General features: G+C 59.5%; 36 protein-coding genes. 31 read left to right on the plus strand and 5 right to left on the minus strand.

From position 1 onward, the window contains the following. The first annotated feature begins 2 nt into the window (after positions 1–2). Both ACR9WD_RS05800 and ACR9WD_RS05805 read left to right on the plus strand, forming a co-directional pair. On the plus strand, positions 3–854 hold the full coding sequence (locus tag ACR9WD_RS05800) for a type II secretion system F family protein (RefSeq protein WP_038990360.1): 852 nt from the start codon (positions 3–5) through the stop codon (positions 852–854). Beyond that, the gene (locus ACR9WD_RS05805) at positions 851–1,792 is read left to right on the plus strand and encodes a type II secretion system F family protein (RefSeq protein ID WP_066137554.1); all 942 of its coding nucleotides are present in this window, start codon (positions 851–853) and stop codon (positions 1,790–1,792) included. Before ACR9WD_RS05800 ends, ACR9WD_RS05805 begins: the two co-directional genes overlap by 4 nt. A 209-nt stretch (positions 1,793–2,001) precedes the next feature. Here ACR9WD_RS05805 and ACR9WD_RS05810 read toward each other — a convergent pair whose 3' ends face one another. The 5 genes from ACR9WD_RS05810 to ACR9WD_RS05830 all read right to left on the minus strand — a co-directional run bounded on the left by ACR9WD_RS05810 (position 2,002) and on the right by ACR9WD_RS05830 (position 6,326). Beyond that, a complete protein-coding gene (locus ACR9WD_RS05810) occupies positions 2,002–3,441 on the minus strand; it encodes a recombinase family protein (RefSeq protein WP_434922905.1) in 1,440 nt (479 codons plus the stop codon). A 262-nt stretch (positions 3,442–3,703) separates the two neighbouring features. After that, entirely contained in the window at positions 3,704–4,087 is a 384-nt protein-coding gene (locus ACR9WD_RS05815; protein ID WP_434922906.1) for an ImmA/IrrE family metallo-endopeptidase, read from the minus strand. 93 nt (positions 4,088–4,180) lie between these two features. Continuing rightward, the gene (locus ACR9WD_RS05820) at positions 4,181–4,927 is read right to left on the minus strand and encodes a hypothetical protein (RefSeq protein WP_434922907.1); all 747 of its coding nucleotides are present in this window, start codon (positions 4,925–4,927) and stop codon (positions 4,181–4,183) included. After that, a complete protein-coding gene (locus ACR9WD_RS05825; RefSeq protein WP_434922908.1) occupies positions 4,897–5,697 on the minus strand; it encodes a HipA family kinase in 801 nt (266 codons plus the stop codon). The genes ACR9WD_RS05820 and ACR9WD_RS05825 overlap by 31 nt, the downstream gene beginning before the upstream one ends. Beyond that, positions 5,697–6,326, minus strand: a complete 630-nt coding sequence (locus ACR9WD_RS05830) for a hypothetical protein (RefSeq protein WP_434922909.1) — start codon at positions 6,324–6,326, stop codon at positions 5,697–5,699. The genes ACR9WD_RS05825 and ACR9WD_RS05830 overlap by 1 nt, the downstream gene beginning before the upstream one ends. Positions 6,327–6,575: 249 nt before the next feature. On the opposite strand from ACR9WD_RS05830, the gene ACR9WD_RS05835 reads away from it, so the two are divergent. The 29 genes from ACR9WD_RS05835 (at position 6,576) to ACR9WD_RS05975 (ending at position 25,604) form a co-directional block, all read left to right on the plus strand. After that, complete coding sequence (locus tag ACR9WD_RS05835; RefSeq protein WP_434922910.1) at positions 6,576–6,830, plus strand: helix-turn-helix domain-containing protein; 255 nt, start codon at positions 6,576–6,578, stop codon at positions 6,828–6,830. 220 nt (positions 6,831–7,050) lie between these two features. Continuing rightward, positions 7,051–7,365 (plus strand): hypothetical protein, encoded by a 315-nt coding sequence (locus ACR9WD_RS05840; protein ID WP_434922911.1) that lies wholly within the window; start codon positions 7,051–7,053, stop codon positions 7,363–7,365. Then, positions 7,362–7,604 (plus strand): hypothetical protein, encoded by a 243-nt coding sequence (locus tag ACR9WD_RS05845; protein WP_434922912.1) that lies wholly within the window; start codon positions 7,362–7,364, stop codon positions 7,602–7,604. Before ACR9WD_RS05840 ends, ACR9WD_RS05845 begins: the two co-directional genes overlap by 4 nt. Before the next feature lie 35 nt (positions 7,605–7,639). Further along, positions 7,640–9,142: a ParB/RepB/Spo0J family partition protein gene (locus ACR9WD_RS05850; protein ID WP_434922913.1), complete on the plus strand. Its 1,503-nt coding sequence runs from the start codon at positions 7,640–7,642 to the stop codon at positions 9,140–9,142. Further along, the gene (locus tag ACR9WD_RS05855; RefSeq protein WP_434922914.1) at positions 9,142–9,585 is read left to right on the plus strand and encodes a hypothetical protein; all 444 of its coding nucleotides are present in this window, start codon (positions 9,142–9,144) and stop codon (positions 9,583–9,585) included. Before ACR9WD_RS05850 ends, ACR9WD_RS05855 begins: the two co-directional genes overlap by 1 nt. A gap of 17 nt (positions 9,586–9,602) precedes the next feature. After that, complete coding sequence (locus ACR9WD_RS05860) at positions 9,603–9,938, plus strand: WhiB family transcriptional regulator (protein ID WP_434922915.1); 336 nt, start codon at positions 9,603–9,605, stop codon at positions 9,936–9,938. Continuing rightward, positions 9,935–10,666 (plus strand): hypothetical protein, encoded by a 732-nt coding sequence (locus tag ACR9WD_RS05865; protein WP_434922916.1) that lies wholly within the window; start codon positions 9,935–9,937, stop codon positions 10,664–10,666. Before ACR9WD_RS05860 ends, ACR9WD_RS05865 begins: the two co-directional genes overlap by 4 nt. A gap of 48 nt (positions 10,667–10,714) precedes the next feature. After that, a complete protein-coding gene (locus tag ACR9WD_RS05870) occupies positions 10,715–11,569 on the plus strand; it encodes a phage antirepressor KilAC domain-containing protein (RefSeq protein ID WP_434922917.1) in 855 nt (284 codons plus the stop codon). Continuing rightward, positions 11,566–11,907 carry a hypothetical protein gene (locus tag ACR9WD_RS05875; RefSeq protein ID WP_434922918.1) on the plus strand — a complete coding sequence of 114 codons (342 nt, stop codon included), beginning with the start codon at positions 11,566–11,568 and terminating at the stop codon, positions 11,905–11,907. Before ACR9WD_RS05870 ends, ACR9WD_RS05875 begins: the two co-directional genes overlap by 4 nt. After that, on the plus strand, positions 11,904–12,230 hold the full coding sequence (locus ACR9WD_RS05880) for a hypothetical protein (protein ID WP_434922919.1): 327 nt from the start codon (positions 11,904–11,906) through the stop codon (positions 12,228–12,230). The genes ACR9WD_RS05875 and ACR9WD_RS05880 overlap by 4 nt, the downstream gene beginning before the upstream one ends. After that, on the plus strand, positions 12,227–12,394 hold the full coding sequence (locus ACR9WD_RS05885) for a hypothetical protein (RefSeq protein WP_434922920.1): 168 nt from the start codon (positions 12,227–12,229) through the stop codon (positions 12,392–12,394). The genes ACR9WD_RS05880 and ACR9WD_RS05885 overlap by 4 nt, the downstream gene beginning before the upstream one ends. Before the next feature lie 169 nt (positions 12,395–12,563). After that, complete coding sequence (locus tag ACR9WD_RS05890; protein WP_434922921.1) at positions 12,564–12,962, plus strand: hypothetical protein; 399 nt, start codon at positions 12,564–12,566, stop codon at positions 12,960–12,962. A 2-nt stretch (positions 12,963–12,964) separates the two neighbouring features. Continuing rightward, positions 12,965–13,294, plus strand: coding sequence for a hypothetical protein (locus tag ACR9WD_RS05895; protein WP_434922922.1), 330 nt, complete (start codon positions 12,965–12,967; stop codon positions 13,292–13,294). Beyond that, positions 13,291–13,575 (plus strand): hypothetical protein, encoded by a 285-nt coding sequence (locus ACR9WD_RS05900; RefSeq protein ID WP_434922923.1) that lies wholly within the window; start codon positions 13,291–13,293, stop codon positions 13,573–13,575. Before ACR9WD_RS05895 ends, ACR9WD_RS05900 begins: the two co-directional genes overlap by 4 nt. A 189-nt stretch (positions 13,576–13,764) precedes the next feature. Then, positions 13,765–15,066 carry a hypothetical protein gene (locus ACR9WD_RS05905; protein WP_434922924.1) on the plus strand — a complete coding sequence of 434 codons (1,302 nt, stop codon included), beginning with the start codon at positions 13,765–13,767 and terminating at the stop codon, positions 15,064–15,066. Continuing rightward, positions 15,066–15,419, plus strand: a complete 354-nt coding sequence (locus ACR9WD_RS05910) for a VRR-NUC domain-containing protein (RefSeq protein WP_434922925.1) — start codon at positions 15,066–15,068, stop codon at positions 15,417–15,419. Before ACR9WD_RS05905 ends, ACR9WD_RS05910 begins: the two co-directional genes overlap by 1 nt. A gap of 82 nt (positions 15,420–15,501) precedes the next feature. After that, a complete protein-coding gene (locus ACR9WD_RS05915; protein WP_434922926.1) occupies positions 15,502–16,140 on the plus strand; it encodes a DUF7341 domain-containing protein in 639 nt (212 codons plus the stop codon). 617 nt (positions 16,141–16,757) lie between these two features. After that, entirely contained in the window at positions 16,758–17,279 is a 522-nt protein-coding gene (locus ACR9WD_RS05920) for a hypothetical protein (RefSeq protein WP_434922927.1), read from the plus strand. 12 nt (positions 17,280–17,291) lie between these two features. After that, a complete protein-coding gene (locus tag ACR9WD_RS05925; protein WP_434922928.1) occupies positions 17,292–18,740 on the plus strand; it encodes a hypothetical protein in 1,449 nt (482 codons plus the stop codon). Further along, positions 18,718–18,909 (plus strand): hypothetical protein, encoded by a 192-nt coding sequence (locus tag ACR9WD_RS05930; protein WP_434922929.1) that lies wholly within the window; start codon positions 18,718–18,720, stop codon positions 18,907–18,909. The genes ACR9WD_RS05925 and ACR9WD_RS05930 overlap by 23 nt, the downstream gene beginning before the upstream one ends. Further along, the gene (locus tag ACR9WD_RS05935; RefSeq protein ID WP_434922930.1) at positions 18,906–20,060 is read left to right on the plus strand and encodes a phage portal protein; all 1,155 of its coding nucleotides are present in this window, start codon (positions 18,906–18,908) and stop codon (positions 20,058–20,060) included. Before ACR9WD_RS05930 ends, ACR9WD_RS05935 begins: the two co-directional genes overlap by 4 nt. Beyond that, positions 20,057–20,776 (plus strand): HK97 family phage prohead protease, encoded by a 720-nt coding sequence (locus ACR9WD_RS05940; protein ID WP_434922931.1) that lies wholly within the window; start codon positions 20,057–20,059, stop codon positions 20,774–20,776. Before ACR9WD_RS05935 ends, ACR9WD_RS05940 begins: the two co-directional genes overlap by 4 nt. Positions 20,777–20,872: 96 nt before the next feature. Next, positions 20,873–22,084, plus strand: a complete 1,212-nt coding sequence (locus ACR9WD_RS05945) for a phage major capsid protein (RefSeq protein ID WP_434922932.1) — start codon at positions 20,873–20,875, stop codon at positions 22,082–22,084. A gap of 78 nt (positions 22,085–22,162) precedes the next feature. Beyond that, the gene (locus tag ACR9WD_RS05950) at positions 22,163–22,573 is read left to right on the plus strand and encodes a hypothetical protein (protein ID WP_434922933.1); all 411 of its coding nucleotides are present in this window, start codon (positions 22,163–22,165) and stop codon (positions 22,571–22,573) included. After that, positions 22,573–23,346 carry a hypothetical protein gene (locus tag ACR9WD_RS05955; protein WP_434922934.1) on the plus strand — a complete coding sequence of 258 codons (774 nt, stop codon included), beginning with the start codon at positions 22,573–22,575 and terminating at the stop codon, positions 23,344–23,346. Before ACR9WD_RS05950 ends, ACR9WD_RS05955 begins: the two co-directional genes overlap by 1 nt. Beyond that, on the plus strand, positions 23,343–23,816 hold the full coding sequence (locus ACR9WD_RS05960; RefSeq protein ID WP_434922935.1) for a hypothetical protein: 474 nt from the start codon (positions 23,343–23,345) through the stop codon (positions 23,814–23,816). Before ACR9WD_RS05955 ends, ACR9WD_RS05960 begins: the two co-directional genes overlap by 4 nt. An 8-nt stretch (positions 23,817–23,824) precedes the next feature. Further along, on the plus strand, positions 23,825–23,992 hold the full coding sequence (locus tag ACR9WD_RS05965) for a hypothetical protein (protein WP_434922936.1): 168 nt from the start codon (positions 23,825–23,827) through the stop codon (positions 23,990–23,992). After that, positions 23,989–25,014, plus strand: coding sequence for a phage tail tube protein (locus ACR9WD_RS05970; RefSeq protein WP_434922937.1), 1,026 nt, complete (start codon positions 23,989–23,991; stop codon positions 25,012–25,014). Before ACR9WD_RS05965 ends, ACR9WD_RS05970 begins: the two co-directional genes overlap by 4 nt. Continuing rightward, the gene (locus ACR9WD_RS05975) at positions 25,014–25,604 is read left to right on the plus strand and encodes a hypothetical protein (protein WP_434922938.1); all 591 of its coding nucleotides are present in this window, start codon (positions 25,014–25,016) and stop codon (positions 25,602–25,604) included. Before ACR9WD_RS05970 ends, ACR9WD_RS05975 begins: the two co-directional genes overlap by 1 nt.

The raw sequence follows: 25,604 nt of genomic DNA on the forward strand, positions 1-25,604 counted from the left end.
CGGTGGTTGCTTTCTTTGCTCTCCTCGGCGGGCTGGGCATTGCCCTCATGGTTGACTGGTTGCTGTTTGCCCCGTGGGAGAAATCGCCTAAACGCAGCTCGGCGATCAAGAACGCATTGCTCCATGCGGGCATGAGCAATCTGGCGCCGGCAAAATTCATCGCAATTTGCGCGGTCTGCGGGCTGACTTTCGCGTTGGTGACCTTGGGACTCACCGCTTCGTGGCTCTTCGCCGTCGTGTTTTGCCTCTTTGGGTCATTTGCACCATGGGTTTATCTGCGCCATCAGGCAGCTAAACGCCACGCGGCGTTGCAAGAGCAATGGCCCGAAGTGGTTGACCACTTGCGAAGCGCCATCCGGGCAGGTCTCTCGCTTCCTGAAGCCTTGAGCCAGTTGGCAGTTGTGGGACCGGACGTATTGCGGCCTCTATTCCGGGACTTCGCCTTGGACTATCGAGCCACCGCGAACTTCTCTGTGGCACTGGACCAGCTGGGCGAACGATTGGCAGACCCGGTAGCTGACAAAATTCTCACGACATTGCGCATCACCCGTGAGGTCGGAGGCACCGACTTGGGCCATACGCTCACAACGTTGTCGGCGTTCCTGCGAGATGACGTGAGAACACGAGGAGAACTCGCGGCCAGGCAATCATGGATTGTTTCAGCAGCACGTCTGGCCGTTGCGGCGCCGTGGATCTTGCTGCTGGTCCTGGGCACCCAGGAAGCTGCGAAAGATGCGTATATGACATTCGGGGGAGTGATCGTGCTCGGCCTCGGCGTGGTGGTTTCGTTCGTCTGCTATCGAATCATGCTCCGGCTCGGTACCTTGCCGGTAGAAGAACGAGTGCTGGCATGAGCAGCTATACGTCATGGGCGGCGCTTTGCGGTTTGGGACTTGGTCTGGGTCTATGGCTGGTCTTCGTGAACCTGCCGGGCTGGCGCAGAATGGCCTTCGCTGATCGTATTGCGCCGCACGTCCGTGTTGGCGTTCGAAGCTCGCGCATGCTTGAAGACTCCTGGCACTCGGACTCCGGGCACTCGGCTTTGGGCCAGCTAGCTGCCCCCATGCTGCAACAAATCAAGAAGCTGGCTAGCTTGCACAGTCCTTCTGCCGGTACGCTCCGGAAGCGCCTGAACGCTGCAGGATTGGACATGAGCCTCGTTGACTATCGGTCCCAGGAAATCGTTTATGCTTTGGCTGGTTTGGTAGCAGGTTCTGCATTCATGGCTCTTGCTGCCGTCCAGTATCACGTTTCTTTGTTCTTGTCAGTGCTGGTTGTCATTGGTTTCGGAATTTCGGGCTACGCCTTGCGTGGTTGGTGGCTTGGCGAACAAATCCACCGGCGGTCTAGAAAAATACTGACTCAATTCCCCACCGTGGCCGAGGTGCTGGCGCTAACTGTCGGCGCGGGCGAATCCACAACGGGAGCAATCGAGAGAATCTCGCGAATCTGCCATGGAGTGATCGGCGAGGAATTCACGAAGACCTTGAACGACATTCACGCAGGTACGCCGATGGTCCAAGCTATGCAGAATATGTCTGACCGGATGCAAGTCGGGGCGATGACGCGCTTTGTCGATGCGATCGTTGTTGCCACAGAGCGGGGCACGCCCTTGGCACAGGTGCTCAGAGACCAGGCGCAGGATGTTCGCGATGCGTCGAAACGCGAACTGATGGAAGTTGCCGGAAAACGTGAAATTTCCATGCTCATCCCGGTGGTATTCGGCATTCTGCCGCTCACGATCGTTTTTGCCGTATTCCCCGGCCTAGCGTTATTGGAGATGAGCTACTGAACGGTGCATAGAAAATCTTGAACCTCTCACTTTGAATTCTTTTAGCACGTTGGAAGGGCTGTCATGAACCACGTACAACAAATGATGCTCAAACTGGCAATGCAGATCATCGCGGCCGGTGAACTACTCATTCATATGCTTTTTCCGAAACTCAGGGATAGCAGAGGCGACGTTCCGGGGTGGGTCATGATCACGCTCATGACTAAGACCTAATTGCTCCTACCATCTGACAAGGCGTCTTCTTCCCAGCGAGCAATAATCCGCACCTCAGCACGAGGGCGCCCAGGCTTCACCACGATCCTCGCCACCACCCTGGCCAGCAGCTCCCGCTTCACCTCAGCCGGCATCTCGCCCCACTGCGACATCAAATCAGGTGGCAGCCTAACCGGCTCCGCACGGGCCTCAACCCGGCAAGCCATCAACTGATCCTCCAGAGCCCCCTTCTCACCGAGCCACTGATCACGCATCCGCTCATACACTTCCTGCGGCACCGTCCCATCCACCAGCTTCTCGGTCAGCCCTTCCAGCCGGGCCTCAACCTTCATCAGCGCTCGCCGGAGGTGCGGTGTAGGGTCTGTAGTTTTCGGGGCGGTTGGTGCGTTGTCGGCTGCTTGGTTGATTTCTTCGGCGAGGTTCGTGAGCCAGGGGAGTAGCGTGGTTTCGATTGTGCTGTTCATGACGTAGCCGCCTGGGTGGAGTTTCCATTGCGCGGCACCGCTGCAGCGATATTTGAGGGTGCGGTCGGATCCGAAGAGGCCGGCGTACATGCCGTGTCCGCAGAGCTCACAGAAGATCAAGCCTGTGTAAGGATATTTACCTTTGGTGCTGGAGCGGATGACCCTGCGGCTTTTGCGGCGGACTTGGTATTGTTCCCATACTTCTTCGGTGATCAGTGGCTCGTGGATCCCTTGGTGGACTTCGCCCCTGGCCGTGAAGCGTCCACTTGCAAAGGGGTTGTCCATGACTCGGCGGACCGTATGTGGTGACCATCGATCAGGCTTGGGTCCTGTGTAGCCGGCACCCGGAAGCGTTGGGCCTTGGTTGAGGTAGTCGGTGATTTCGTAGAAGGACGATCCAATGATGTACTTCCGGTAGCACTCCTGCAGGATTGGCCCTTCGACGGGGTGCGGTGTGAAGCCCGTGGCCCGGTCGTATTCGTAGCCGAAGCGTTTCTTGCCGGTAGCTGGTATCCCTTGCTCGACTCGTCGCCTGTGGGCTTCTTTCCAGGTGTCTCCGATGCGCTCTGATTCGAATGCTGCGAACTCGGCCAGCATGCCGCGGGCGAAGCGCCCGGTGGACGTGCTCACGTCGACCTGCTCAGTCGCGGATTCGATACGTCCGCCGGCGGCTTCAACCTTATCGATAGCCACGGCCCAGTCCAGGCGTGCGCGTGAGAGTCGCGACCATTTCCAGAGGATGATGACTTCGGCTTGCTGGTCTTCGATCATCTTCATGACGCGCAGCACTGCCGGGCGTTTCCATGTTCGTCCGCTGATCCCGTGATCGGACTCTACTCCGACAACGACATAGCCTGCCTGCACGGCGTAACGGCGGCCTGCGTCCTCTTGAAGCTCAAGGCTAATGGAATCTTCCTTGGCCACGGATTGGCGCAGGTAGAGGACCGCCCTCGGCCGATGTGTCTTGCTCATTTGAGTTTGCCTCCTGGCCGCGGCCGGGTGAGTTCGTCGAGTCGTCCGATCAGGAGTCGGAGCAGGTTGTCGTCTTCTTCGGTGGGCACTCTTGGCGTGCAGCCGAATGCGCCTGGTGGCAGCTCGGTAAGGGTGGTTTCTTCCGGAGTGGTATTCGAGTTGTTCACAATGTCTCCTGTGGATATCAGATGTTTATTCGAGTGTGCGCCTGCAGTGATTCATGGCAGGAGCGATGCTGCTCGTTGTTGATAAGCCTGGGGATTCAGGCGATGTGATCTGATGGTGGCCAGAGTGTCTGGATCTGGTCGCCGTCCAGCGTGGCCAGCCGGTCCAGGAGTACTTGCTCGGTGACGCCGAGTTCCTCGGCCATCTCGATCGGGCACCGGGACCAGCCGGCGACTGCCCGCAGGTTCTCGAAGTTGACAAGGAAGCGCGCCACTTCAAGGCAGACTTGCCGTTCGATGGCTGGAGCCTGGCAGCCGTCATGGCCGTGTTGGATATGGATTGCCTCGTGCGCCAGGAAGCAGCGCCGCTCATTAGTCGTGAGAGTCGGGTCAATCCAAATGCGACGGCCATCGGTGGCCGCGACTATGTCCGGGTACGGACGGTTCCAAATAATAATGACGTGCGCGAGTGAGCGCAGCATGCCCCATACATTCTGCATTCTTCGAATATATGTTCGAGTAAAGTAATTCACACAATGTGACGCACTGAAAAGCTATTCTGTCTGAGTGGGGTGCTAGGAAATCATCTGCAATAGATTCTCAGGCGCGTCCGAAGCGTCAAGATCAAGCACGTGAGCATTCTTCTCAACGGGTCTTAGTAAGTCATCAATGTGCGACTCTTCGGCCCGGCTTAATGGGAGTAGCGCGATGATCCTTGTTGAAACGCCCATACGGTCAATTGCATCCATACGGGTGCGGAGGTGAGAAATAGCTAGTTCATTCGGGCTGAGTGCTTCCAATGTCACTCGGCTTTCGGTGCCGAGCCCAAAATCGAATGGAATATTGACTTCAGGCGTGTTGGCATACCAGCGGCCAGGCAAGTGTATTCGCTCATGAACCTCCACATGGGCATCAGCGAAGAGGCGCTTGGCGAGATCAAAGGGTGCCTGAGGGTGCCTATCTGGGACTGACACCATCTCTCCGAACAGGCGGTCAGCTAGGAATCTAGGATCGCCCTCTACCTCAAGAATTGTTCCAGCGGGGATGACGCTGAAGTTCGAAGGACGTTTCCTTGGAAGTGACAGTACATCTTCCCATTGGCCTGCGTGCGCCTTCCTCGAAAAATAGCCTACCCAGGATTCGTAGGTTGATTTCGAGACCCCTAAGCTGCGTAGATGGTGGCCATTTAGGTTCCCATTTGCATCCATGCCACGGAAGCGAAGTTGCCAAGTGCTTCCGCAATTCACTACAACGCCAATATTACGAGGCTCGTGCCGACGCAGGTCGGCAGTCAGTTGGACAAGGAACCAGTCCGCTTGCATGGATCCTCCTTACAAGGATTCGATCCGTCGTCATCCGACGCCATTGGCCACACACTGAATAGATCGTTGGCATGTACCTTATACGTTTGGGTGGACAGGTAAGAAATATCCTGCGCTCGGGAAGTTAGGAAACGGCGATATTGATCAGCTCGGGCGCGACTGGATAGTCCTCTCTGAACTGCGGCATCACAGGCTGAGTTGATCCACCTCTTCCCGTGAGAGCGAATGAGGTCAATCCAAGGTTGCATCAAATCGGGCTGGGGTGGGGCTTCCCTGTAAACTTGGGAACAATGAACTAGACCAGTGCAATTCTTGAGTGCGTCTGGTAGACGGGGGTCTACTCCGTTGAAGCACTGCTCGTGATCAATGGCCCAGAGGCCCACGTCTGGAGTCCAGATGAGATTCACATCCGTGCGATCAATATTTAGCAACCACGCATCGAATACTGCGATGCCGGCATAAATATGAGGCTCTGCAACACTGAGCTCAAGTGGATTGGGTGGAGCGGAGACTTCACCATGCGCGCCGATAATAGCAGTTGCCCAGGCTTTGGCATTGCGCTGGATAGTTGCTAATTCACCGAAGGGGACAGGGATGCCCATTGAGTGAGCTAAGCGCGCAGCCATGTATTCGTGAAGGACAACCGGGTGGTCTGCGTCCTCATCTGACTTCACGAAGACATTTGCTTTACCTTGTTGCAGGTCCTTTGAACCCAGCTCACTTGCTATGAGTTCATAGACAGCTAATCCAGGGAGTCCGCGCCTAGCCATTAGTCGTCGCCCCCTAATGCATTTGGCTCGCGCTCGCCGGTTTCTTCGTCCAGTTGCTCGCGCTTGGTCTTCACCTTTGGGTGCGCTGCGAGTCGCTCGCGTGGAGGTACTGGGATGCTCCTGGCTTCCTCGCCGTGGAGTTCTGTGATGCCATACCCTGGCGCGGTCTTCTGTCCAGGGCGAGCGTTACCCTCGGACGCCACCGTTCGCAGATGCGGGCCTGTTGAGTCGGGGTTGTCGCGTTCTGGTTGTCCATTGCTTCCGCTTTCGTCGTCGCGCATGGCACCGATGACGGATAAGAGAATCCGCTGGTCGCGTGCGCTCACTTCACTTGAAGTGCGAACGAAATCCGTCAAAGCTACACGTTCCTGGCTGCCATCGTTGGCGACGCCCATGGAGTCCAGGATCGCTGTAGCGACTCGGGCTTCGGGAACCTTGAGTACTTTGGCGAGCATCTTGATCGTCTCGCCCTTCATGCTCGTAATCGGTTCATCCTTGAGCCGGCCGAAATTAGAGTGGCTCATTTTGAAGCCCAGCTGGTCGGCCCGTGAGGACAAGCCTCGAAGCGACCACTCGTTGCGGTCCATGACTTCTTGGATCAGCTCACCAAGTGGGTGGATTTCGTTCACGGAACAACCTTGGGCTAGATGCAAAGGGCAAATCAAGCAGGGCGGACACTGCCTGTAACGCCACACTGGACACAAGAAATTTACCATTTTTAGGACAGTGATGCCCGAGTCCGCGCGGATACGGGAAGGAAATGCGAATCAATGGTGGACACTAGGGCAATTCTCAAGTATCGTTTTACTGGACACGGCGTAACAGAAGGCGGTACAGTGAACATTGTCAAACATCCCCGAGTAGCAGGAGGTCTCTGGATGGAACTCCGAGACAGGAAGATGCTCCAGCGGCTCATGATCGTCCAAGAAGTCTCCAATCGAGGACTGGCGAAAGCTGCGGGATGGAAGTCCCATAGCTACATGAATCGCTTGGTGAACGGTGAAGTGAAGACTTTGGAACCTGAACCAGCTTTGCGCATTGCGAAGTTCTTGGGCGTTGGAGTCGAAGACCTTTTTTTGACTCATGTGTCAGATTTTGCGGAACACGATGTTTCTCAGAAAAAGACGGCATGAGAAGAAGAAGGCAAATAAAAAGCCCTCAGCAGGTGCAACTGCTGAGGGCGACGAAACCAAAACTAACCACTAAGAAAGGCGTGATTTCAATGTCCAGTGTATCGAACACCGCTGGTAACTCACAGGTCGAGGTTCGGCCTTCGCGGGAGCAGTGCCTGCGTGAAGCTGCTGGTGTCTATGCCAGCTGGCGAGCAGAGTTCAATGCCCAGGCAGTCGCAGCATGAGCAAGGCTGAAGGCAGAGTGCTGATCATCCCACGCGGGCAGCATAACCATTCGGCGAAGCTGACTGCTTTCTGGGATAGCGAATCGAAAGCGGACCGTGCCCGCCAGGTCAAGAAGGCCGCGACGGCTTGGGGACGCGATAAGTATCGGGGCAACAGCGTGTTTGTGGATACTGCGTCCATCGCTAAGGAAGGCGACGATGGCGCCGGGGCGCTGTTCGTGAACGGCATCGAGTACGCGAAGGTCACCAGCTTCCTGCACGTCCTGAAGCCCGTGGACGCCGCCTCACTGTTCGACGGTGGCGCACGATGACCGCCGGCAAGGTTTATCAGCTGGCCCAGCGCCGCATGTGGATCATGTGGATCCCCCTGGTGGCCGTCCTGGTTGCTGCGGTCCTCGTGGCCAACTACCAGCCTAACGGACTGGCCACGCTGCTGCTGATGTTCACCGGGATCGCCGCGTTCTTCGCGGTGGTCGATTGGGTGAACGCCGAAATCCGGGCACACCGGATCATGCGCGCTGACGCTGAGCTGCTGCCGGCAAGCCACTAACTTTTTTCTGACTTTCACATCTTTGGAGGGGACTCGTGTCTCAAAAACCAGGGCAGCTGAAGATGCTGCCGATCAATGCGATCCATCCGGATCCTAAGAACCCTCGCACCGACATGGGCGATATTGACCAGCTGGCTCACGAGTTGAAGTCCGTCGGCCAGATGGACGCCATTACCGTCTACCCGCACCCGGAGCGCGAGAGTGACTACAAGATCCAGGGTGGTCACCGCCGTCACGCGGCCGCACTGCGCGCCGGCCTGACTGAGCTCAAGTGCGAGGTCGTGCCGGCGCCAGCGAACGCAGATATGGCTCTGTTCACCGAAGCGCTGTCTACGGGCACCAACCACTTGCCGCTCGACCACTTGGGGCAGTCGCAGGCCCTGCAGGGGTTGCTCACGGAGGGCAAGACCGAGGCGTGGATCGCCAAGAACTTCAATATCGACAAGGCCGAGGTGAAGCCACGCGCTCGCCTGGCCAGCCAGCCGAAGGTCGCGAAACTGCACGAACGCGGAACCATTGACCTGCTCACCGCCGCGGACATCCTGGATGTGGAGACCGAGACCGGCGACGGCAGCCTATTCGAGAGCGTTGTCGATGATCTGGAATCTTCTCGCTGGAAGCAGGATCAGCACGACGTCACCAGACTGATCGAGCAGAAGAAGGCGAATGCGAAGCGCAACGTGCTGCGCGTGGAGCTGACCGGCCAGGGTGCTGTCGAGATTGATTCCGAGAACCGCTACAGCGGCAGGTGGTCCAAGACCGATGCGGTGCTGTCCGTCGAGGAACACATCGCGGCCGGGCACCAATTCGATGTGAGCACTCCGGAGACGGTGAACTGGTGGGCCAAGGCCAAGATGAAGGCCAAGCAAGTTTCGCCTGAGCGTAAGGCCGAATTGGAACTGGTTCGCCGGCTGAACGGCACGTTGCCGACTTCGAAGGTTGCGCGCCAGCAATTCGTTGTCTCGAAGATCCAGGACAAGAAGGCACTCTCCGATGCCGAGGACCGCGAGTTGTTCGCTGACGTTGTATTCGCCAGTGACTCGTTGACTGAAGCGCGTAAACGGTTGGTCGCGCAGGCCATCAATTTGCCGTACCCGGAGCCAGAGGGTGACGAGAGCGAGTACTCAGAACCGGTGAGAACGCGTCGCTCGATCTGGGAAGAGCAGGCCTTTGAACTCGTATACAAGATGACCTTGGGCCAGCAGGTGCGCCTGTACGCGTGGCTGCAGGCCGCAGATGCCGAGGACATGTCTCACAAATTCAACCTGTATCAGCGGGATTCTTGGGAGAAAGCTGCCCGGTGGAAGCCGATGGCTACCTGGTATCAGAGGCTGATCAAACTCTTTGGGTACATCCCGGACCGCGACGAGGTCGATGCGATGCGTCTGGCTGCAAGCCAAGACCAGCAGGGCAGCCAGGGGTTGGATGTTGATCTGCCTGTGGGTGCCGAGGTGACTTGCGCGGGCTGTGGCCAGCACCAGGTGATCGCGGCCGACGCGTCCACCCCCTGCCCGACCTGCGATGGCGGTGACGCCTGATGCCGGTGGTCCAGAGAATCGACGTCATGCTGGCCCCGGGGTCCGACATCGACGAGATCACACCGGAGGTGATCGGCCGGCTCAAGTGCCAGGCCGCGCATCCTTCCACAGCGACCTTGCCAACCGCGCTGCGCGTGGTGGACATCAAGCGTGGATACCAGCAGATCCAGCCCGGGTGGAAGTACTGGACGGACTACCCGCGAGCCACGATCAGGCCGGTGCCAGGCATAGCCGAGGGCGAAACCTTGTGGGTCGCGACCCTCTGGTTTATCCCGGGCAAGCCGGTTCTGGTCAACGGAGTGCAGGTCTCGCGCACTTCGCCGAACCGCGACGAGCTGTTCTGGTGGGCGCAGCGCACCGTGGAGGAGTTCAAGAGCATCAGCGACTTCTTCACAACAGGCCAGCTCGGCAGCGAGCGCATGCGATGGGCCCCGCAATGGTGAACAGGCGCATCCCATCGATGATCCAGCAGGCTCCAGATAAGTCCAGTGATCCGAATGCGTGGATGGATCAGGCCGCGTGCGCGGACATGGCCAAGACGTGGGACTTCCGCAAGGACGGGGACCCGTTCTATCCGATCAGCTCGGCGCCGTTCGCTGCGAAACCGGGCAAGAAGATCTGCGAGGGCTGCCCGGTCGTCAGTATCTGCTACGAGCACGGGCAGAGCAATCCGAACAGCCGGCAGTACGGCACTTTCGGCGGGCTCAGCCAGGAAGAACGACGCACCCGGCGCAAGCTCAAACAGCGCGTCGAAGCAAACCAGAGAAGAACCAGGGAGAAGAGGGCAGCATCATGAAGTTCATCGTTGATATGTACTACTTCCGTGCGGCCTTGGCCTCGGTAAAGACTCACGCATCCAAGGACAAGAAAGACACCGTCGGTAATTCACTGACATTGTCTCTCCGCGAAAACGGGGATCTCTTGGTCTTCGCCGAGAACGGCCTCACCACCGGAATGGCCCGAGTAGAAGTTGACCAAGACGAGTGGGATGGCGAGCTGGGAGAGTTCAGCATGACTCCGGATATCGCCTCAACCGTCATTGCCGCGTTCACGCCGTCCAAGACGGATTGGGAAGTGCGGCTGGAAATCACGGTGACATTCACTGTTGAACGGAAACCTGAAGAAAAGGACATCCAGATCGCGACGATCAACATCCGTCGCCTGGGCCAGCTATTCGGAGGGGACTCATACCGTGTCACCACTCCGGTGCAGGAACGCAAAGACCTGCAAAAGTCGTGGCACACGCTGGCAACCTACGTGCAGGCGAATTCTTCCAAGCTTCCACCGATCGAGTTCGACAGCAAAACCCTCAGCGCGTTCAAGGCTGCAGAAACCGTGTACGGCGTCGGCTGCATGCTCGCGTCTGCCGGCGGAGGGCAAATCTTGGTCATGGTCGGATCGAGATTCATCGGCCTGATGCACGTATCCAAGTTGGAACTCGACAATACGGCCGACAAGAACTTCCGAACCACCAAACGAGCATGGATCGATCACGTGCCGATGCACCTGGCCATCGTCAGCTGAAACCTTGTCAAGAAATTAACAAGTCAACCACCTTGTAAGGAGGACCCAATGAACGACCTGTTCACCTACGCAGCACAGCAAGAATCCGCACGCTCACCGTTCGACCAGATCAAGCGCACCGATGACCAAGGTAACGAGTACTGGTCGGCCCGAGACCTGATGACACTCATGGGGTACAGCACGTGGCAGAATTTCGAAACACCGCTGAACCGGGCCATGACCACCGCCGGAAACCAAGGCCAATTCACAGCCAGCAACTTTAACCGATCGGTTAAAGTTACCGCTGCCGGCAAGATGCCACAGTCAGACTGGCACCTGTCGCGTTTCGCAGCGTACCTGGTCGCCATGAACGGCGATCCGAACAAGCCAGAAGTCGCGGCCGCGCAATCGTACTTCGCGATACAGACCCGCGCCGCGGAGGTGCAGGCACCGTCGGTCAAACCGTCCGGTGCCGAGCTGCTAGCCATGGCGGTGATAGAAGCGCAGGCGATGATCGCGGCGAAGGACCAGCACATCGCGGAGCTGGAGCCGAAAGCGGATTACGTCGATACGTTCGTGGCCGACGAGGATCTGATCACCTTCCGAACGCTGGCATCGGATTTGAAGGTAGGCGAGGGCGAGCTGCGCGCGATCCTCTTGGACCGGAAATGGATCTACAAGCAGGAATCCTCACGCTGGTCGGAGACGGAGCAGCGCAAGAAACCGATCTACCGGTATAGCGCCATGGCCGACAAGAAGAACTACTTTCACGCAGTCCTCGCCCACGATGCGCCACGATTCCGCGGCGAGGTTATGCACACTCTCAAGCTCACCCCCGAAGGTGCGGTCGCCGTGAATCGGCTCATCGCCCAGATGAGAAGATCGGCAGCCGCTCTCCAAAGCCCGAAAGGACCAGCAGCATGAGCGACTTCGACCAGCCACTCGGCGAGGAGCCGCAGGTAGACGAGCGTCCCCGCGTCACCGTGTACGTCAAGCCGTCCGGGAAGGGTCTGCCCGTGTGCCAGGGCTGCAAGACCACGCTCCGCAAGCTCGACGAGGCCGGCATCCAGCACAACAAGATCATCGTCCACGACGACCACCGCGAACTCATTGATGAGCTGAAGCGCGAGGCCACCAGCCTCGGCGTGGCATGCGAAATGCCGTTCGTGCACGTCTACTACCCGGCCACGACCGACGAAACCACCTGGTTCGGGTTCCAACCCGACAAAATCAACGACCTGAAAAAGGAGCTGCAGCCATGAGCAACGAGAACTTCACAGTTTGGGAACTCGGCGAAGACACCGACACGTGGCTTGTCGAAGGAACCTCAGACGCGCACAGCGCAGACGAAGCTGTACGCGGATGGGTCGAAGACCATACCGGGGAGACCATCGAAGCGTTCCAAGACGCGGATGACCTCGTGGAGTTCGAAATCAAGTTCCGTAAGGACTGGTACTGGTTGCCCGGCGGAGATCCGGAGAACCCACTGGACGAAGCCGCCCTGGTCTATCCAAAGGATGGCCAGATGCTGCCGCATGAGACGCCAGTCATCGGTCCGTTCTCGGGGTTCCTGGTGAAGGCATGAGCACCAACCCAGAAAGCCCCATCAGCCAGCTTCTCGCCGGCGCAATCCAAATGCACGAAATGCTCGTCGCATACGTGCAAGCAGGATTCACTCGTGCAGAAGCCATGGAGATCCTCAAAACCATGGTGGCCGAACAAGTTCGGAACGAAAAACGACCCCGATGAGCCAGGCCAACAGAACCCCAGCAGAAATCCAAGCACGCCGCGAAACCCGCACCATCGCACGACACCTGGCACACATCAGCAAAGACGCCTCACCACTCGCCCTCGCTGAACTCCACGGACAACTAGGCCGAGCCATCGCCGAAATCGCCACCACCCGAAAGAAAGAGTCATGAACACCAAGAAAACCACCACCATCACCGCCGCACTCCTAGCCACCATCGCGCTCGCCGGTTGCACCACGAACGCGGACATGGCCAACGAGAACCTGTCGATCGCCGCCGATAACTTCGAAGTGCAGCGCCACATCGTCGGCGTCAACGGCATCACCGGAGAATACGCCTTCGAGGTCGTCGGGAGATGCTCGATCAATGACCAGGGGCACCAGCTGGAAGTCACCTGCAGGCACGGCGAGAACGAATACCGCAAGCACATGATCGGGCTTTCGGACAACACGTTCTACGTGGCCGAGCAGCTTGACGCCATTGATGTGAGTGTCTATCACACACGGATCATCATCAAGCCCGAAACGCTCCTGCCGGAGCTGGAGCTCCAGACGGGAAAGCAGTAGTCATGACTGACCAGGCCCCGCTAAACCCGGACGCGCTTGAAGCGGCTGAGAACGCCTTAGCCCCGCACCATGAGGACTGGGAAGGCTTGCAGATCTACTACACGGAAGCCGCCAAAATCGCCGTGTCCGCTTACCTCGCCGTCGCCCAGCCGGAAGTAACCAGTGATGCTGGATTGCGTGTTGGCTCCCTGATCAAAGACCGCACGGGTCGACGGCTCTGGCGTGTGTGGTGCACAGGAGCTCCAGGGATTATCTGGCGGGACGATGAAGGCATGCCAGCAACACCAGTATTCCCCGCCCGTGTGCTGTACCGCCCGGAGGTGGACGAGTGACCGACTTAGTGAAGCCAAAACGCCCAAGGAGTGATGGGCCAGTATCGCGCCTTGACCCGCTGCGGGACATGGAAGCGATCCAAACCGGCCGACTGAACAATCTGGAGCACATGGGGCTGCACGCCTGCATCAATGTTCCGGGCGAGCCACGACTCTACGGGCGCATCACCTATCTAACCCACCAACTCCATGCCACCGTCGTAGAGCTCACCTGGAACGGTGTCCAGATCAAGCACCGCAGCGACCCCGAACAAGTCATAAGAATCGAGGCCCACCAATGATGATCATGCGAGCCCTCACCGATGACTCAGACAAGATCTACTGCTGCAGAAACCCATACACACTCCGTTGGATCACCCTTCAACGAAGAAACACCATCGCAGACACCAAATACCCTAAAGACGCGCTCGCCGTAGCCAAGGCTCAAGCTCAGAAGCTACCAAAAGCAAGAGAGAAGAACGGAACCGAGAATGTCGTGGTTGAAGCAGTCGGACATCGCCGCGAATCATCCTCTCGTTCTTCGGGTATTGGAGTGGAAGGACTACGACGACCGGCTACTCAATGAGATGTACGGCTGGGTGAACCGCTGCGCGACGATGTCGGCGGCTCACGATATGGACTACATCGTGGAGATTGGTGTTGCTCGCAGTCTGGCGTGGGGCCGGTATGAAGCCTTGCGAGATGCAGCGGTGTTCTGCGGGATCTTCTTCGAGAAAGAAATCACCGAGGAGACCAAAGACGATGAAGGAAATGTCACTGGCAAAGAACAGCGCAAAGTGCTGAAGCTCGTGGAAGAAAAGGACCTCTTCCACATGATTCTTCGTTCCGAGAAGGAATGGGAAGCTCAGCGCCAGTACGACAACCGCAACCCCGAGCGTTCCGGCCCCGTGCGCAAGCGCGACGGCGACGAATGCCGTTGGTGCGGCCGCATCACCAGATGGGACTCAGATCGCAGGTCAGCGCGAATGGGAACCATCGACCACCTCAAGCCAGGCGAAAAGAACGCGAAGGAAGAAGACCGGGTCGTAGCCTGCAAATCATGCAACTCTTCAAGACAGGACGGTGACAACTGGGATAAGGAACTCAGACCCGTGCCGACAAACCCGTACTACAGTACGGCGACGGCAAAGTGGCTGATGGAAAAATGTGGTTTCGACGTCAAACCGACCGAGGAACGCAAGGAAACGAAGACTCCCGCAAAGTCTCCGGCAGGACAGAAGCAGGCTGTCGAACCTCCCACTCGTGGTGAGGATCCGGCCAAGGTGAGCGCAACGGACACCTCCGGCGCCACCGATGCAGCCGTCACTGCTACGGAAAAGACGATCGCGGTCGAGTCACCTGGCGCAACGGATTCACCGGCCCGGGTCTTCAGATCGCACTCAGATCTGGCCGCGTTCCCGAGCGTTGAAGCGATCGAAGCCGAAGATGCCGCTGTTGAACTTCCCGTCAAGGTTGAGGACCCGGCTGCAGATCGGGAAACCCAGGCTCCCGAACCAGAGCAGGCAACGGATACCTCCGGCCGCTCACGTGCACGGTCGAACCAGGGCGCCGATCAAACACTGATCAAACATCGATCAACTGATAACCAAAACCAGACCACAGGTGAAAGCTATGTCAGATCTGGCTTTGCCGGGTCGGGTCGGGACGGGTTGGGCCGGGCTGGGCTGGGTCTGGACGGGCACGCTGGTGCTGGCCATGGCACTCCTACTAAGCCTGTGACTGATTCTCGGCCCCGTCGAAGACGTAATAGACCTCGTAGGAGGAAGAGCTAATGAAGTACCGCCAGCAGTTCAATAACCCCGTCCTCCAGTGGAGTGAAGCCGTGTTCCAGTCCAATGTGATCCGCTTAGCGAAGTCCCTGGGGTACATGAGGATCTATCACACCAAGGACTCTCGTGGTTCCGAGGCAGGGTTCCCGGATCTGGTGATGATCCATGGTCGGACGAAGCAGGTCTTGTTCGTGGAGTTGAAGTCTCAGGGCGGGCGAGTCAGTGCAGCGCAGGAGTTGTGGCTGGATGATCTTCGTCTTGGTGGCCAGTTTGCTGAGGTGTGGCGTCCGTCGGATTGGGTGAGTCGTCGTGTTGAGAAAGTCCTGCGAGGAGGTGCGACCAGTGCCCGAGCATAAGGATGTTGAAGATTGTGGATGTTGGGGATGCGTGCAGTTGAAGTCAACGGAGAGTGGGGGAGTGCCGGTGGAGAGTCGGTCGATGTATCGGTTGGTTCAGGTGTGGCGATTGCGGGATCAGCTCCTGGAATCGACGCATGAGATTGAGCGGTTGCCGGAAGGGCCTCGCGTGGTGAAGACCGAGGCGCTGTTGCTCTTGCTGGCCAGGGCTTTGAAGCCATCGGGTGAGCCTAGCTCTGGTGGTAGCTCGTCTGGGCCGGGGTTGCCATTGGATGCGGCCGCGTTGGACTTGCAGATGAAGATCGAGCAGGAAGCTAATGACCAGTACTGGATCCGGTATCCAGGTAAGCCTGCTCCTGGTCTGCAGGACAAGGTCATCCAGTGGGTCGAGAGCCTGAGTATCCAGCATGAGTCCGGATCGGTGAGTGTGGATGAAGAAGCGCTCAATGAATGCCACCGAGTATTGGCATCATGGGTGCAGGAGATCGAGTCGCTTCTGAACCCGCCGATCATCGTCGCCTTGCGCCGGCCCTGCCCTGCCTGCCACTCGAATGAGGTGCGTGAGGAGCTGAATGGTGAGCGTGTGGTGAATCGTGCAGTCGTGGCCCAGATCCGCCGAGGTAACAAGGGCACTTCGGTGCTGGTGCTATGCAGGGTATGTGGCGCCGAATGGAAGGGGAGCGATATCCATATCCTTGAGCAATTGACCAGACCAGCCTGATTCGACAGTTTCGCGATTGTCGTTGTACGATGAACGTGCTTACCACAGGTGTATCCAAAGCCCTGTGTATCGAAAGCCCAGCCAATTACCGGCTGGGCTTTCGTCGTATCTAGGGCAGGTGCAAGTGCTCAGCGAATGGGACCCCAAGCGTGGCAGGCAGGGCAGGCCATGGCGCAGGCTGGTTGCACAGCATTGTCCGCCTGGTTCGATCTGTGCATGGTGCCGGCAAGAGATTGTCTTCGGCCTTCGTCGCCAGCATCCACTCGGTCCATCGCTTGATCACATCATTGCGCTCACCGATGGCGGTCATCCAACCGCACCATGGAACCTTCAGCCCATGCACCTTGGATGCAACAGCAAGAAGGAAGCTGCCAGGCGTCGGAAGAAAAAGAAACCGGCACCTAGGCCAGTCACAAAATTATCCGCGTTGAGGCGTCGATGACCTTCGATCCGCCCCAGAAACATCCGGTTTTTTAGGAAAAGCGCGTACGGATCATCCGCGCATGTTCCATTTTTTCTCTCTCCCCGATTTCCCGGGTAGTGCCCTACACATGTAGGCAGGTCAACCGGCGATTTGGCCGATTTTTCACCAGCTCACCAGAGAGGCGGTAAAGGGTATGGAAGACTCTCAGGTCCCGTCAATTCCTTACCGCCATGGCAAGGGCGAGCCCAGCCTCAACGGATACCGTCGAGGATGCCGCTGCGCAGGGTGCAAGAAAGCCAAGCGCGATGACATGGCGGCGTACCGCGCTCGCCGTAAGCTGCGCGAGCAGGGTGGCGAGGTGGCGCTGGAAGACCTTCCGGAGCTCCCGCCGGCCGTTGACGCATCGAGCATGTCGCTGGACTGGCAGGCAGAGCCTGGGCAGATCGAGGAAGTGCTTACCGAGGAGCTGGACAAGCTCGTTGGTGAACCGCCGTTCAAGAAGACTCTGCTCGTGTTGGCCAAGTACAACGCCCGTGTGCTGGACCAGATCCCCCGTATTGAGCGCCCCGATTTGATTTCCGGCATGGAGTCGCGCCTGTTCAATGTTTTCGACCGGCTACGCAAGGTCACGGACGGTGGCGACAAAGCCCCGACCTCGCCCGAGGCGTTCCTGGCTGGCTTGTTTGGCGATGAGGGCGGTGCCTCGACGCAGTAATGGAGGTGGCTCGTGGAGTCGCTGTATGCTCCGCGGAATCCCGCGCCGCTGTACGCAACGCTACGAAACCCGCAGAGGCAAACTCGCGGTGGCCAGGTTGCCAAGGTCATGAAGGCCATGGGCAATACTCCGATGCCGTGGCAGCGCGATGCGTTGAATGTGGCCTGCGAGATTGATCCGCGCACGGGTGGCTACTGGTACGACACGGTGATCATCATTGTGCTGCGCCGTGCTGGCAAGACCACCATTAGCCGCGGGAAGCTGACACACCGAGCGCTGACGACGCAGGATGCCCGGATGATCTACACAGCCCAGAACCGCTTGAAAGCGCTCAAGCGGCTCAAGGATGACTACTACCTGCCGTTGCACCGTTCGCCACTGGACATGTTCCTGACTAAGCCACGGTGGCGAGGTGGCGAGGAAGCTGTGCGCTTCATCAACGGTGCCGAGCTGGCCATCGACGCGGTGAAGCGCGAGTCCGGCCACGGCGATGCGAACGATGAAGCGCATATCGATGAAGCGTACGTGCACCGGGACAGCATGCTGGAAGGCGGTCTGCAGCCAACGCTGATGACCATTGTCGGCTCTCAGATGTGGGTGCTTTCGGCAGCAGGCGATACGTCCTCGGCATACCTGAAGGACAAGGTCGATCTGGGCCGGGCGCTGATTGATGCAGGCGTGGAGTCACGTACCTGCTATATCGAGTACTCGGCCCCGGTGGACTCGGATCCGAACGACGTCGAAACCCTCCTCGGCTGCCACCCGGCCATCGGGTACACCATAGAAGCCGAGCGCGTGATGAACTTGCGCGTAAACACGACAGACAAGACCGAATGGGAACGTGCCTGGTTGGGGTGGTGGCCAGCAGCCAAGGGGCCTCCGAAGCTCATTCCTGAGCTTGCCTGGAAGAAGAACTTCGTTCCCATCGATGACGAGTCCTGGACGGGCACGCCATTCTGGGCGATCGATGTTTCTCCGGAGAGGGATTTCGCATCGATCGCGTTGGCGGCCAAGCCAATGGACCCGAACGCCAACGCATACGTCGAAGTATTCGACCGGCTGGACGGCACGCAGAACGTCGTCGCCGAACTCAAACGCCTCCGAGAAGTACTAGGCGGAAGCCACGTTGCAATCGACGGCAACGGCTCGGCAGTGTCCCTGAAGCAGGACCTCGAAGATGAAGGCTTTAATGTCGTCACTGTCACCGGCCCAAAGCGTGTGGCCGCCTGTGGCGACTTCTACGACAAGGCTTTGGTGGGAAACCTCCGCTTCCCGGATGACTCGCTCCTGAACGACGCCATGGCTTGCACGGTCAAGCGCATCATCGCCGACAAGGCGTTCGTCTTCGCTCGCGGCCGGGAACTCAAGGACATATCGCCCATGTACGCAGTCGCCCTGGCTCGCTGGCTGTACATCGAGAAAAGAGAGGATGCCTACGATGTCGATGAAACGCTCGGATGACCTACGCCCTGTAGGGCTTACTTCCATCCTCGACCTGATCGGATCGCTACTAGTCATCACTGCTATCGCACTCGCCGTGGCCATGTACACCTTGCCCGGAGCCTTGGCCACCGGCGGTGTGCTGTTGCTGGTGCTGTCCTGGCTAATTGATCGGAGGACGCGCACATGAGCTTGTTCCGACGATCGAGCGTTGAAACCCGCTCCGACAACGATGGCTGGTTCAGCATCCTCGGCAGTGGCAAGGGTCTGGACGGGTCGATGAAGTCGGCCCTTCGCCTGGTCCCGCTGTACGCGGCCACAAGCTTGATTGCCGATTCAATCGCGATCATGCCTTGCAGCGAGTACGAATCCACCGGCGGATCCAAGGTCAAAGCGAAGCAGCAGTCGCAGCTCATGATCGACCCGCATCCCGCGGCCACCATGACCCGCATCGAATGGTTGCACCAGTTCACCACCAGTTTCCTGTTGCGCGGTAACGCCTACGGGCTGATCGTCGCACTGGACAGCGGTGGTATTCCATCAAAGATTGCCTGGTTGCATCCTGACGCGGTGGCGGTGGACGAGAGCGGAAGCCAGCCTAAGTACCAGTACAAGGGCAAGGATCTGGATCCCAGCACCGTCGTGCACATCCCGTGGTATCCGGTCCCCGGTTCTGTCGTCGGGCTATCGCCCATCGGCCAGTTTCGGCAGATGCTTGAAACAGGCAGTTCGGCCGAGCGATATGGCGCCGACTGGTTCAAGAACGGGTCCACCCCTTCAGGCCATCTGAAGTACAACAAGGGATCACTCACCGGATCCGATTCAGCCAAGGCGAAAGCGCGGTTCAAGGCAGCCGTAGCCAACAATGACGTATTTGTTTCTGGTGAGGACTGGGAATGGAATGCAGTCAGCGTCAAACCAGACGAAGCGCAATTCTTGCAGACGATCAAGGCTACCGCCAACCAGATCGCAGCGATCTACCGGGTAGATCCGTCGGATATCGGCGGCGAAGCCGGAAACTCGTTGACGTACTCCACGCTGGAAATGAACCAGATCAAATTCCAAACCCGGGCGCTGCAACCGATCTTCACCCGGCTGGAGCACCACATCACGCGGTTGCTCCCGGATTACCACTACATGAAGTTCAACCCGGATGCGCTGGTGCGAACCGACATCAAGACCCGAACCGAAGTGAACAAGCTCAATCTGGAAATTGGGCTGCTCACCCTCGACGAGGGCCGCGAGCTGGAAGAACGTCCAATCCTGACCGACAAGCAAAAGCAGGAATGGTTGAAGAACTACGGCAAGCAACCAACCGCACCGAAGGAGGAAACCTCGTGAAAAACAAAGACATCGAACGGCGGTTCCACACAGCCAAGATCGAACTGCGAGCCTCCACCAACGGCATCGGTGTGCTGTTCGGCTACGCAGCTGTGTTCAACCGCTACAGCCAAAACCTGGGCGGCTTCGTCGAGCAAGTCGACCCCGCAGCTTTCAACAAGACCATCGCCGACGGTGTAGAAGTTCTGGCACGCTTCAACCACTCGGATGACGCGCTACTGGGAACTTCCCTGGCCGAGACCCTGCGCCTGGGTACCGACGGCACCGGCCTCTGGTACGAAGTGGACCTCCCAGACACTAGCACCGGCCGTGACGTCAAAGCGCTCGCCGAGCGTGGCGATCTGCGATTCAGCTCCTTCGCTTTCCGAACCATGGAGGACGACTGGGGATACACCTCCGAGGACTTCCCGCTGCGCACGCTCAAGGCCGTGCAGTTGGTCGATGTGGCCCCGGTGGTCAATCCTGCGTACCGGGATACTACGACCGGTCTGCGTTCGCTGGCTGACCGCTTCGAGCTGGATCTGGAAGAAGCGCGCGCCGCGGCCGAGCAGAACAAGCTGGCCACGCTGCTGCACGACAAAGAGACTTCCCGCGCCCACGGGCACGAGGAATCGCAGGAGGACGGACAGGGCGCAACTCATCCGTCCACCAGCGAACTACGGGAGAGGCTCGACGCCCAATCGCGTCGGGCTTCTCTCGCGGAGCACTGGCTCTGAAAACCGTGGGCAGGTAGCAAACCACCCGCATTCCGAAATCATCCTAAGCCCGGCATCATGCTGGGCTTTCGTCATTTCTAGAAAGGAATGATCCCCATGGCCAAAACTATGGCCCAGTTGCTCATGGAGCAGCGAAAGAACACCGAAGCGCAGATGCGCGCACTGCTGGACAACGCCGAGAAGGAAGAACGCAGCCTCTCTGGCGAGGAAACCGAGAAGTTCGAGAAGATGAGCTCGGACATGGAATCTCTGCGCAAGCAGGCTGACTCCCTGGTGCAGGCCGAGGAGCGTTCCCGCGCGGCCGAGTCGGCACTGGAGAAGGCCGGCGTGACCGGAACTCCGGAGCAGCGCGGCGGCGCAACCGACACCGAGGAGCAGCTGCGCTCCTTCCTGACCGGCAAGACCAACGAGTTCAATGCGTTGGGCACCAAGGAAGAGTGCCGCGCGCTGTCCACAGGCACCCTCGGTGCTGGTGGCGCAACCGTGCCAACCACCTTCTACGGCAAGCTCATGGAGCACGCCGTCGAGGTGGCCACCCTGCTGGCCGGCGGCGCCACGACCTGGAACACCGCCAGCGGCGAGAACATCGACGTCCCAGTGACCGTGTCGCACCCGCAGGGCGCTCAGGTCTCCGAAGGCGGCGTGATTCCGTCGTCCGATCCGGCGTTCGGCAAGCGTACTCTGGGCGGCTACAAGTACGGCGACCTGGTCGAGGTTCCAAAAGAGCTGCTGACCGATACCGGCGTGGATCTGGAAGGCTACCTGGCACGCATTGCGGGCTGGGCAGTCGGAAACGCCCTGGGCGAGAAGCTGATCACCGGCACCGGGACCAGCGAACCGGCCGGCATTGTCGGCAGCTCGACCATGGGCAAGACCGCTGCGACCCTGACCCCGACCTTCGACGACGTGATCGATCTGTACTACTCGGTCATCGGCCCGTACCGCAACCGCCCGTCGGCGTCCTGGGTCATGGAGGACACCACCGCCGGGTACCTGCGCAAGCTGAAGGACGGCAACGGCAACTACATCTGGCAGGCATCGGTCATCGCCGGCACCCCGGACACCATCGAGGGCAAGCCGGTACGGACCGACCCGTTCATGCCGACCATGGACGCCAACGCCAAGCCTCTGCTGTTCGGTGATCTGTCCTCCTACGTGGTGCGCCTGATCAACGGGATCCGCTTCGAATCCTCGGAGCACTACGCCTTCAACCGCGACGTCGTCACCTTCCGCGCCTTGGTGCGCGGTGATGGCCTGCTGATGGACCAGTCCGGTGCTGTAAAGCACCTGCTGCTGCCAGCAGCCTAACCAAGCCGGTACCACTGGCGGCCGTCACCCCAAGGGCGGCCGCCGTTGGTACCTCAACATTCTCAGAAAGGAACGATCATGGCACCAATTGTTCGCATGCGTGCGCTGATCTCCGGATCGCGCAACGGCAAGAAATGGCCCAAGCCGGGAGAAACCATCGACGTGCCCGAGGCAGAAGCTGCGCAGCTGATCGCCCAGGGCATCGCCGCTGCCCCGGATCGGAACGAATCCGCAGTCGCCAACATCGACACCGAAAAGGCAGTGGCACCAGCCGGCAACAAGTCGCTGGCATCCGTCCGCGCCGAGGAGAAAGCCGCAGCTGAAGCCCAGGCAAAGGCCGACGCTGACGCGAAGGCCGCCGAGGAGAAAGCCGCAGCTGAAGCCCAGGCCAAGGCTGACGCCGACGCCAAGGCTGACGCCGACGCCAAGGCCGCGGAAGCAGCCAAGGCGAAGGCCAAGACTCCTGCACCTAAGACCAAGGAGTCCTGATGTCGGCGGTTGACCTCGGCTCGACGTACACCGCCGAATGGAAGACCCGGCCGGAAAGCGCCATGCTCACAGCCGAGGTCACCCGCCCTGACGGCACCACCGGAACCGCCACCGTCGACCACGCCACCGGCAAGGCCCAGATCCCAGCCACCATGGCAGGGCGCTGGCGCATCACCTGGGGCACCGACACCGGCATGGTCTATACGGACATCTTCGACGTCTGGCCAACCGACCCGCGCTTCATCATCAGCATCGATGACGCGCTCGCCGGCCTGAACGCAGGTCGTGCCAGTGATCAGTACATCGATGATCTTCGCCTGTACATCGCGGCGGCTACTCCGGTTATCGAGGACATCACTGGGCCGATCCTGCTTTCAACGGTGACCATGACGGCCGCCGGCGGCGGCAGTTCGGTATTGCTGGATTGGGCAGCCAGGAGCGTAACGCAGGTCAGCGTTGACGGTGTGACCGTGGCTGACTGGTATGTGGAGCATGGAATTCTCTATGCCGGCACCCGCCAGCAACTGGGAACTTTCCCTGTGGGAACGCTCGTGGCTACCGTCCAGCTCGGAGCTGACAGTGTGCCTCCGAATGTCCGCCTCGCTGCACGCGAGCTGGTCCGCCACTGGGTGCAGATCGGCAAGCAGAACGCGGGCGGCTCCGGCGTCCGCAGTGATCCGACCGATGAAGTGTTCACTCCCTCGGGTTTCGCCGTTCCACGTCGTGTTGTGGAGCTGTGCACCCCGCACCAGCAGATTGGTGGTTTCGCATGAGTTCGACTTTCACCGCAGGCATGGCATTCAAGAAGGCCTTGTTCGAAGCGATCAAGACGATCATGGCCGAAACCGCAGATACCGAGGATGTTCTGGTTGCGCCCGGCACTCCCGGGAGCTTCCAGCCCGACGAGATTATCGCCGTGACCGAATTGGAAGTGCAGCAGGACTTCGCCACCATGGGCGCCAATCGCACCCGCGAGGAAACCCTGACCGTGTCCGTCGTCTTCTCCTGCCTCTTCGGCGGCGATGAGACGCAGGAACTGCCAGCCCAGGAACGCGCCTTCGACTTGCTGGGCCGAATCGAACGCCACGTGCGCATGGAAGACACCACCCTGGGCGGCGTGGTGCGCCAGTGCCTGCTCACCGGAGTGCAGACCGACGGGCAGACGCCGGAGGAATACTTGCAGGCCGGGCGCGGCGTGGACGTCACAGCAACCTTCACCGCCCGTAACCGGGTCCGAGGATAGGAACGAGCATGGCTCAGAACATCAAGATCAAGAACATCTCGCCGCTGGGCGACCTCGACGTGCCCTTGCTCGGGCAGATCGTCAAAGCAGGACAGACCATCACCGTGCCTCAAGCTGCAGCAGACAAACTCCTGGCACAAGCACGTAACTTCGAACAGGTTGGAGGCAACCGATGACTACACAGCTTGATTGCTCGCTAGGGCTCGGCAAGGAAAGCGCCTATGGGGTGCCGGCCACGCCGGACCAGTTCGTGGAGTTCATCTCCGAGACGCTGGCATGGAACCCGGAAATGGTCCAGGGCGAGGGCCTGCGTGTAGGGTCGCGCGCCCCGCGCACTGCCCGCCGCGCGTTGGGCAAGGAGATGTCCGGTGGAGACATCGAGGTGGAAGCGACCACCAAGGGCCTTGGAGTGTTCCTGCATGCGATCTTCGGCGAATCGGCCATCACCGCGATCGATGCCGGTACGGGATACCAGCAGGTGCACACCTACACCAAGGGCGCACTGCCGTCGTACACCATCCAGAAAGGCGTGCCACTGATCGGTGGCGGCGCGATCCAGCCGCACACCTTCCACGGCGCTGTCGTGGAGTCCGCGGAGTTCAGCGCCGCACAGGGCGAAATCGTGAAGCTGTCCACCACCTGGAACGCCCGCGAGACAGTCACCGACACGCCCTACGTGCCAACCGTGTACCCGGCGGACATGGAGCTGTTCACCTTCGTGCACGGCGCCATCACCATCGGCGGCTCGGTCACCGCGCCGACCAGCACCGCGCTGGCCACCGGGGGCACCGTCGCCGGCAACATCACCGAGTTCACGCTCTCACTGTCCAACGGCATCGACGAGGGAGGCTTCACCTTCGGCTCTGCCGGCAAGCGTGGACGCCGCCCCGAGGTTGGCCTGATCGAAGCGACCGGCTCCATGGTCGCCGAATACGACAACAACATGCTGCGCGACGCCTTCCTGAACCAGGAGTCGCTGCAGATCGTGCTCACCTTCGAAGCAGGAGCCGAGATCTCCGCCGGGGTGCGCCCTACCTTGCAGATCTTCCTGTCCTCGGTGAAGCTCGACGGCCAGCTGCCCGCCTCCAACGGCGGCGAACCAATCACCCAGTCCATCGACTTCACATCCCTGGACGGGCTGCTCGCAGGGGTCGAACCGGTCTACGCCGTATACCGGTCCACCGACACCGCCTACTGATGAGCGGCAACGATCCGCAGATCGAATTCGACACGAAGAATCTGCGGGCAACCCTCCAACGGGTCAAGGAAGAGCAGGGGCCGCGCATGCTGCGCAACCTCCGCCGCAACCTCCGATCCGTAGGTGACGGCATCATCGCCGGGCAACGCCAGGAACTCTCCGGTCCGTTGCCCGGCGTGGCCGTCCGAGCAGGAAAGAAAATCGTTCGCGTCAAGCCACGCAACGGCCGCAAGGCCTACCTACGCACCATCAACGTGTACGACGCCCGAGAAGCTCAACGCTCACGCAGCACTAACCTGCGCGCAAGCATCAAGCAAAACCTCAAGACCCGCGTCGTCGCCGGCAAGACCCGCTCGGGAATCCGCATCGAAGCGGCCAAGACCCCGAGCAAATCGAGCGGCAAGAAGTACGACATGGCCAAGGTCTGGAACAAGAAGACCTTCCGCCACCCAGCCTTCGGCAACCGTCGCGGTGACTGGGTCACCCAGTACGGCCAGCCCTACTGGTGGAAACCGATCGCCAAGGGCAGCAAGCAAGCCGCAGCCCAGGCAGAAAAAGCAATCACCGACGCACTGAACGGAAAAGGATAA

This window comes from Glutamicibacter sp. PAEs-4 (assembly GCF_051161755.1).
GTDB lineage: Bacteria > Actinomycetota > Actinomycetes > Actinomycetales > Micrococcaceae > Glutamicibacter > Glutamicibacter nicotianae.

Bases quoted from the DNA above. Each gene is read 5' to 3' on its own strand.
- ACR9WD_RS05880 (WP_434922919.1), top strand. From the start codon at position 11,904: ATGAGCAACGAGAACTTCACAGTTTGGGAACTCGGCGAAGACACCGAC.
- ACR9WD_RS05865 (WP_434922916.1), top strand. From the start codon at position 9,935: ATGAAGTTCATCGTTGATATGTACTACTTCCGTGCGGCCTTGGCCTCG.
- ACR9WD_RS05825 (WP_434922908.1), bottom strand. From the start codon at position 5,697: ATGGCTAGGCGCGGACTCCCTGGATTAGCTGTCTATGAACTCATAGCA.
- ACR9WD_RS05845 (WP_434922912.1), top strand. From the start codon at position 7,362: ATGACCGCCGGCAAGGTTTATCAGCTGGCCCAGCGCCGCATGTGGATC.
- ACR9WD_RS05860 (WP_434922915.1), top strand. From the start codon at position 9,603: ATGATCCAGCAGGCTCCAGATAAGTCCAGTGATCCGAATGCGTGGATG.
- ACR9WD_RS05965 (WP_434922936.1), top strand. From the start codon at position 23,825: ATGGCTCAGAACATCAAGATCAAGAACATCTCGCCGCTGGGCGACCTC.
- ACR9WD_RS05885 (WP_434922920.1), top strand. From the start codon at position 12,227: ATGAGCACCAACCCAGAAAGCCCCATCAGCCAGCTTCTCGCCGGCGCA.
- ACR9WD_RS05935 (WP_434922930.1), top strand. From the start codon at position 18,906: ATGAGCTTGTTCCGACGATCGAGCGTTGAAACCCGCTCCGACAACGAT.
- ACR9WD_RS05890 (WP_434922921.1), top strand. From the start codon at position 12,564: ATGAACACCAAGAAAACCACCACCATCACCGCCGCACTCCTAGCCACC.
- ACR9WD_RS05895 (WP_434922922.1), top strand. From the start codon at position 12,965: ATGACTGACCAGGCCCCGCTAAACCCGGACGCGCTTGAAGCGGCTGAG.
- ACR9WD_RS05855 (WP_434922914.1), top strand. From the start codon at position 9,142: ATGCCGGTGGTCCAGAGAATCGACGTCATGCTGGCCCCGGGGTCCGAC.
- ACR9WD_RS05835 (WP_434922910.1), top strand. From the start codon at position 6,576: ATGGAACTCCGAGACAGGAAGATGCTCCAGCGGCTCATGATCGTCCAA.
- ACR9WD_RS05970 (WP_434922937.1), top strand. From the start codon at position 23,989: ATGACTACACAGCTTGATTGCTCGCTAGGGCTCGGCAAGGAAAGCGCC.
- ACR9WD_RS05820 (WP_434922907.1), bottom strand. From the start codon at position 4,927: ATGCAAGCGGACTGGTTCCTTGTCCAACTGACTGCCGACCTGCGTCGG.
- ACR9WD_RS05920 (WP_434922927.1), top strand. From the start codon at position 16,758: ATGGAAGACTCTCAGGTCCCGTCAATTCCTTACCGCCATGGCAAGGGC.
- ACR9WD_RS05955 (WP_434922934.1), top strand. From the start codon at position 22,573: ATGTCGGCGGTTGACCTCGGCTCGACGTACACCGCCGAATGGAAGACC.
- ACR9WD_RS05815 (WP_434922906.1), bottom strand. From the start codon at position 4,087: ATGCTGCGCTCACTCGCGCACGTCATTATTATTTGGAACCGTCCGTAC.
- ACR9WD_RS05930 (WP_434922929.1), top strand. From the start codon at position 18,718: ATGTCGATGAAACGCTCGGATGACCTACGCCCTGTAGGGCTTACTTCC.
- ACR9WD_RS05870 (WP_434922917.1), top strand. From the start codon at position 10,715: ATGAACGACCTGTTCACCTACGCAGCACAGCAAGAATCCGCACGCTCA.
- ACR9WD_RS05945 (WP_434922932.1), top strand. From the start codon at position 20,873: ATGGCCAAAACTATGGCCCAGTTGCTCATGGAGCAGCGAAAGAACACC.
- ACR9WD_RS05840 (WP_434922911.1), top strand. From the start codon at position 7,051: ATGAGCAAGGCTGAAGGCAGAGTGCTGATCATCCCACGCGGGCAGCAT.
- ACR9WD_RS05915 (WP_434922926.1), top strand. From the start codon at position 15,502: ATGTATCGGTTGGTTCAGGTGTGGCGATTGCGGGATCAGCTCCTGGAA.
- ACR9WD_RS05975 (WP_434922938.1), top strand. From the start codon at position 25,014: ATGAGCGGCAACGATCCGCAGATCGAATTCGACACGAAGAATCTGCGG.
- ACR9WD_RS05910 (WP_434922925.1), top strand. From the start codon at position 15,066: ATGAAGTACCGCCAGCAGTTCAATAACCCCGTCCTCCAGTGGAGTGAA.
- ACR9WD_RS05810 (WP_434922905.1), bottom strand. From the start codon at position 3,441: ATGAGCAAGACACATCGGCCGAGGGCGGTCCTCTACCTGCGCCAATCC.
- ACR9WD_RS05805 (WP_066137554.1), top strand. From the start codon at position 851: ATGAGCAGCTATACGTCATGGGCGGCGCTTTGCGGTTTGGGACTTGGT.
- ACR9WD_RS05960 (WP_434922935.1), top strand. From the start codon at position 23,343: ATGAGTTCGACTTTCACCGCAGGCATGGCATTCAAGAAGGCCTTGTTC.
- ACR9WD_RS05905 (WP_434922924.1), top strand. From the start codon at position 13,765: ATGTCGTGGTTGAAGCAGTCGGACATCGCCGCGAATCATCCTCTCGTT.
- ACR9WD_RS05875 (WP_434922918.1), top strand. From the start codon at position 11,566: ATGAGCGACTTCGACCAGCCACTCGGCGAGGAGCCGCAGGTAGACGAG.
- ACR9WD_RS05950 (WP_434922933.1), top strand. From the start codon at position 22,163: ATGGCACCAATTGTTCGCATGCGTGCGCTGATCTCCGGATCGCGCAAC.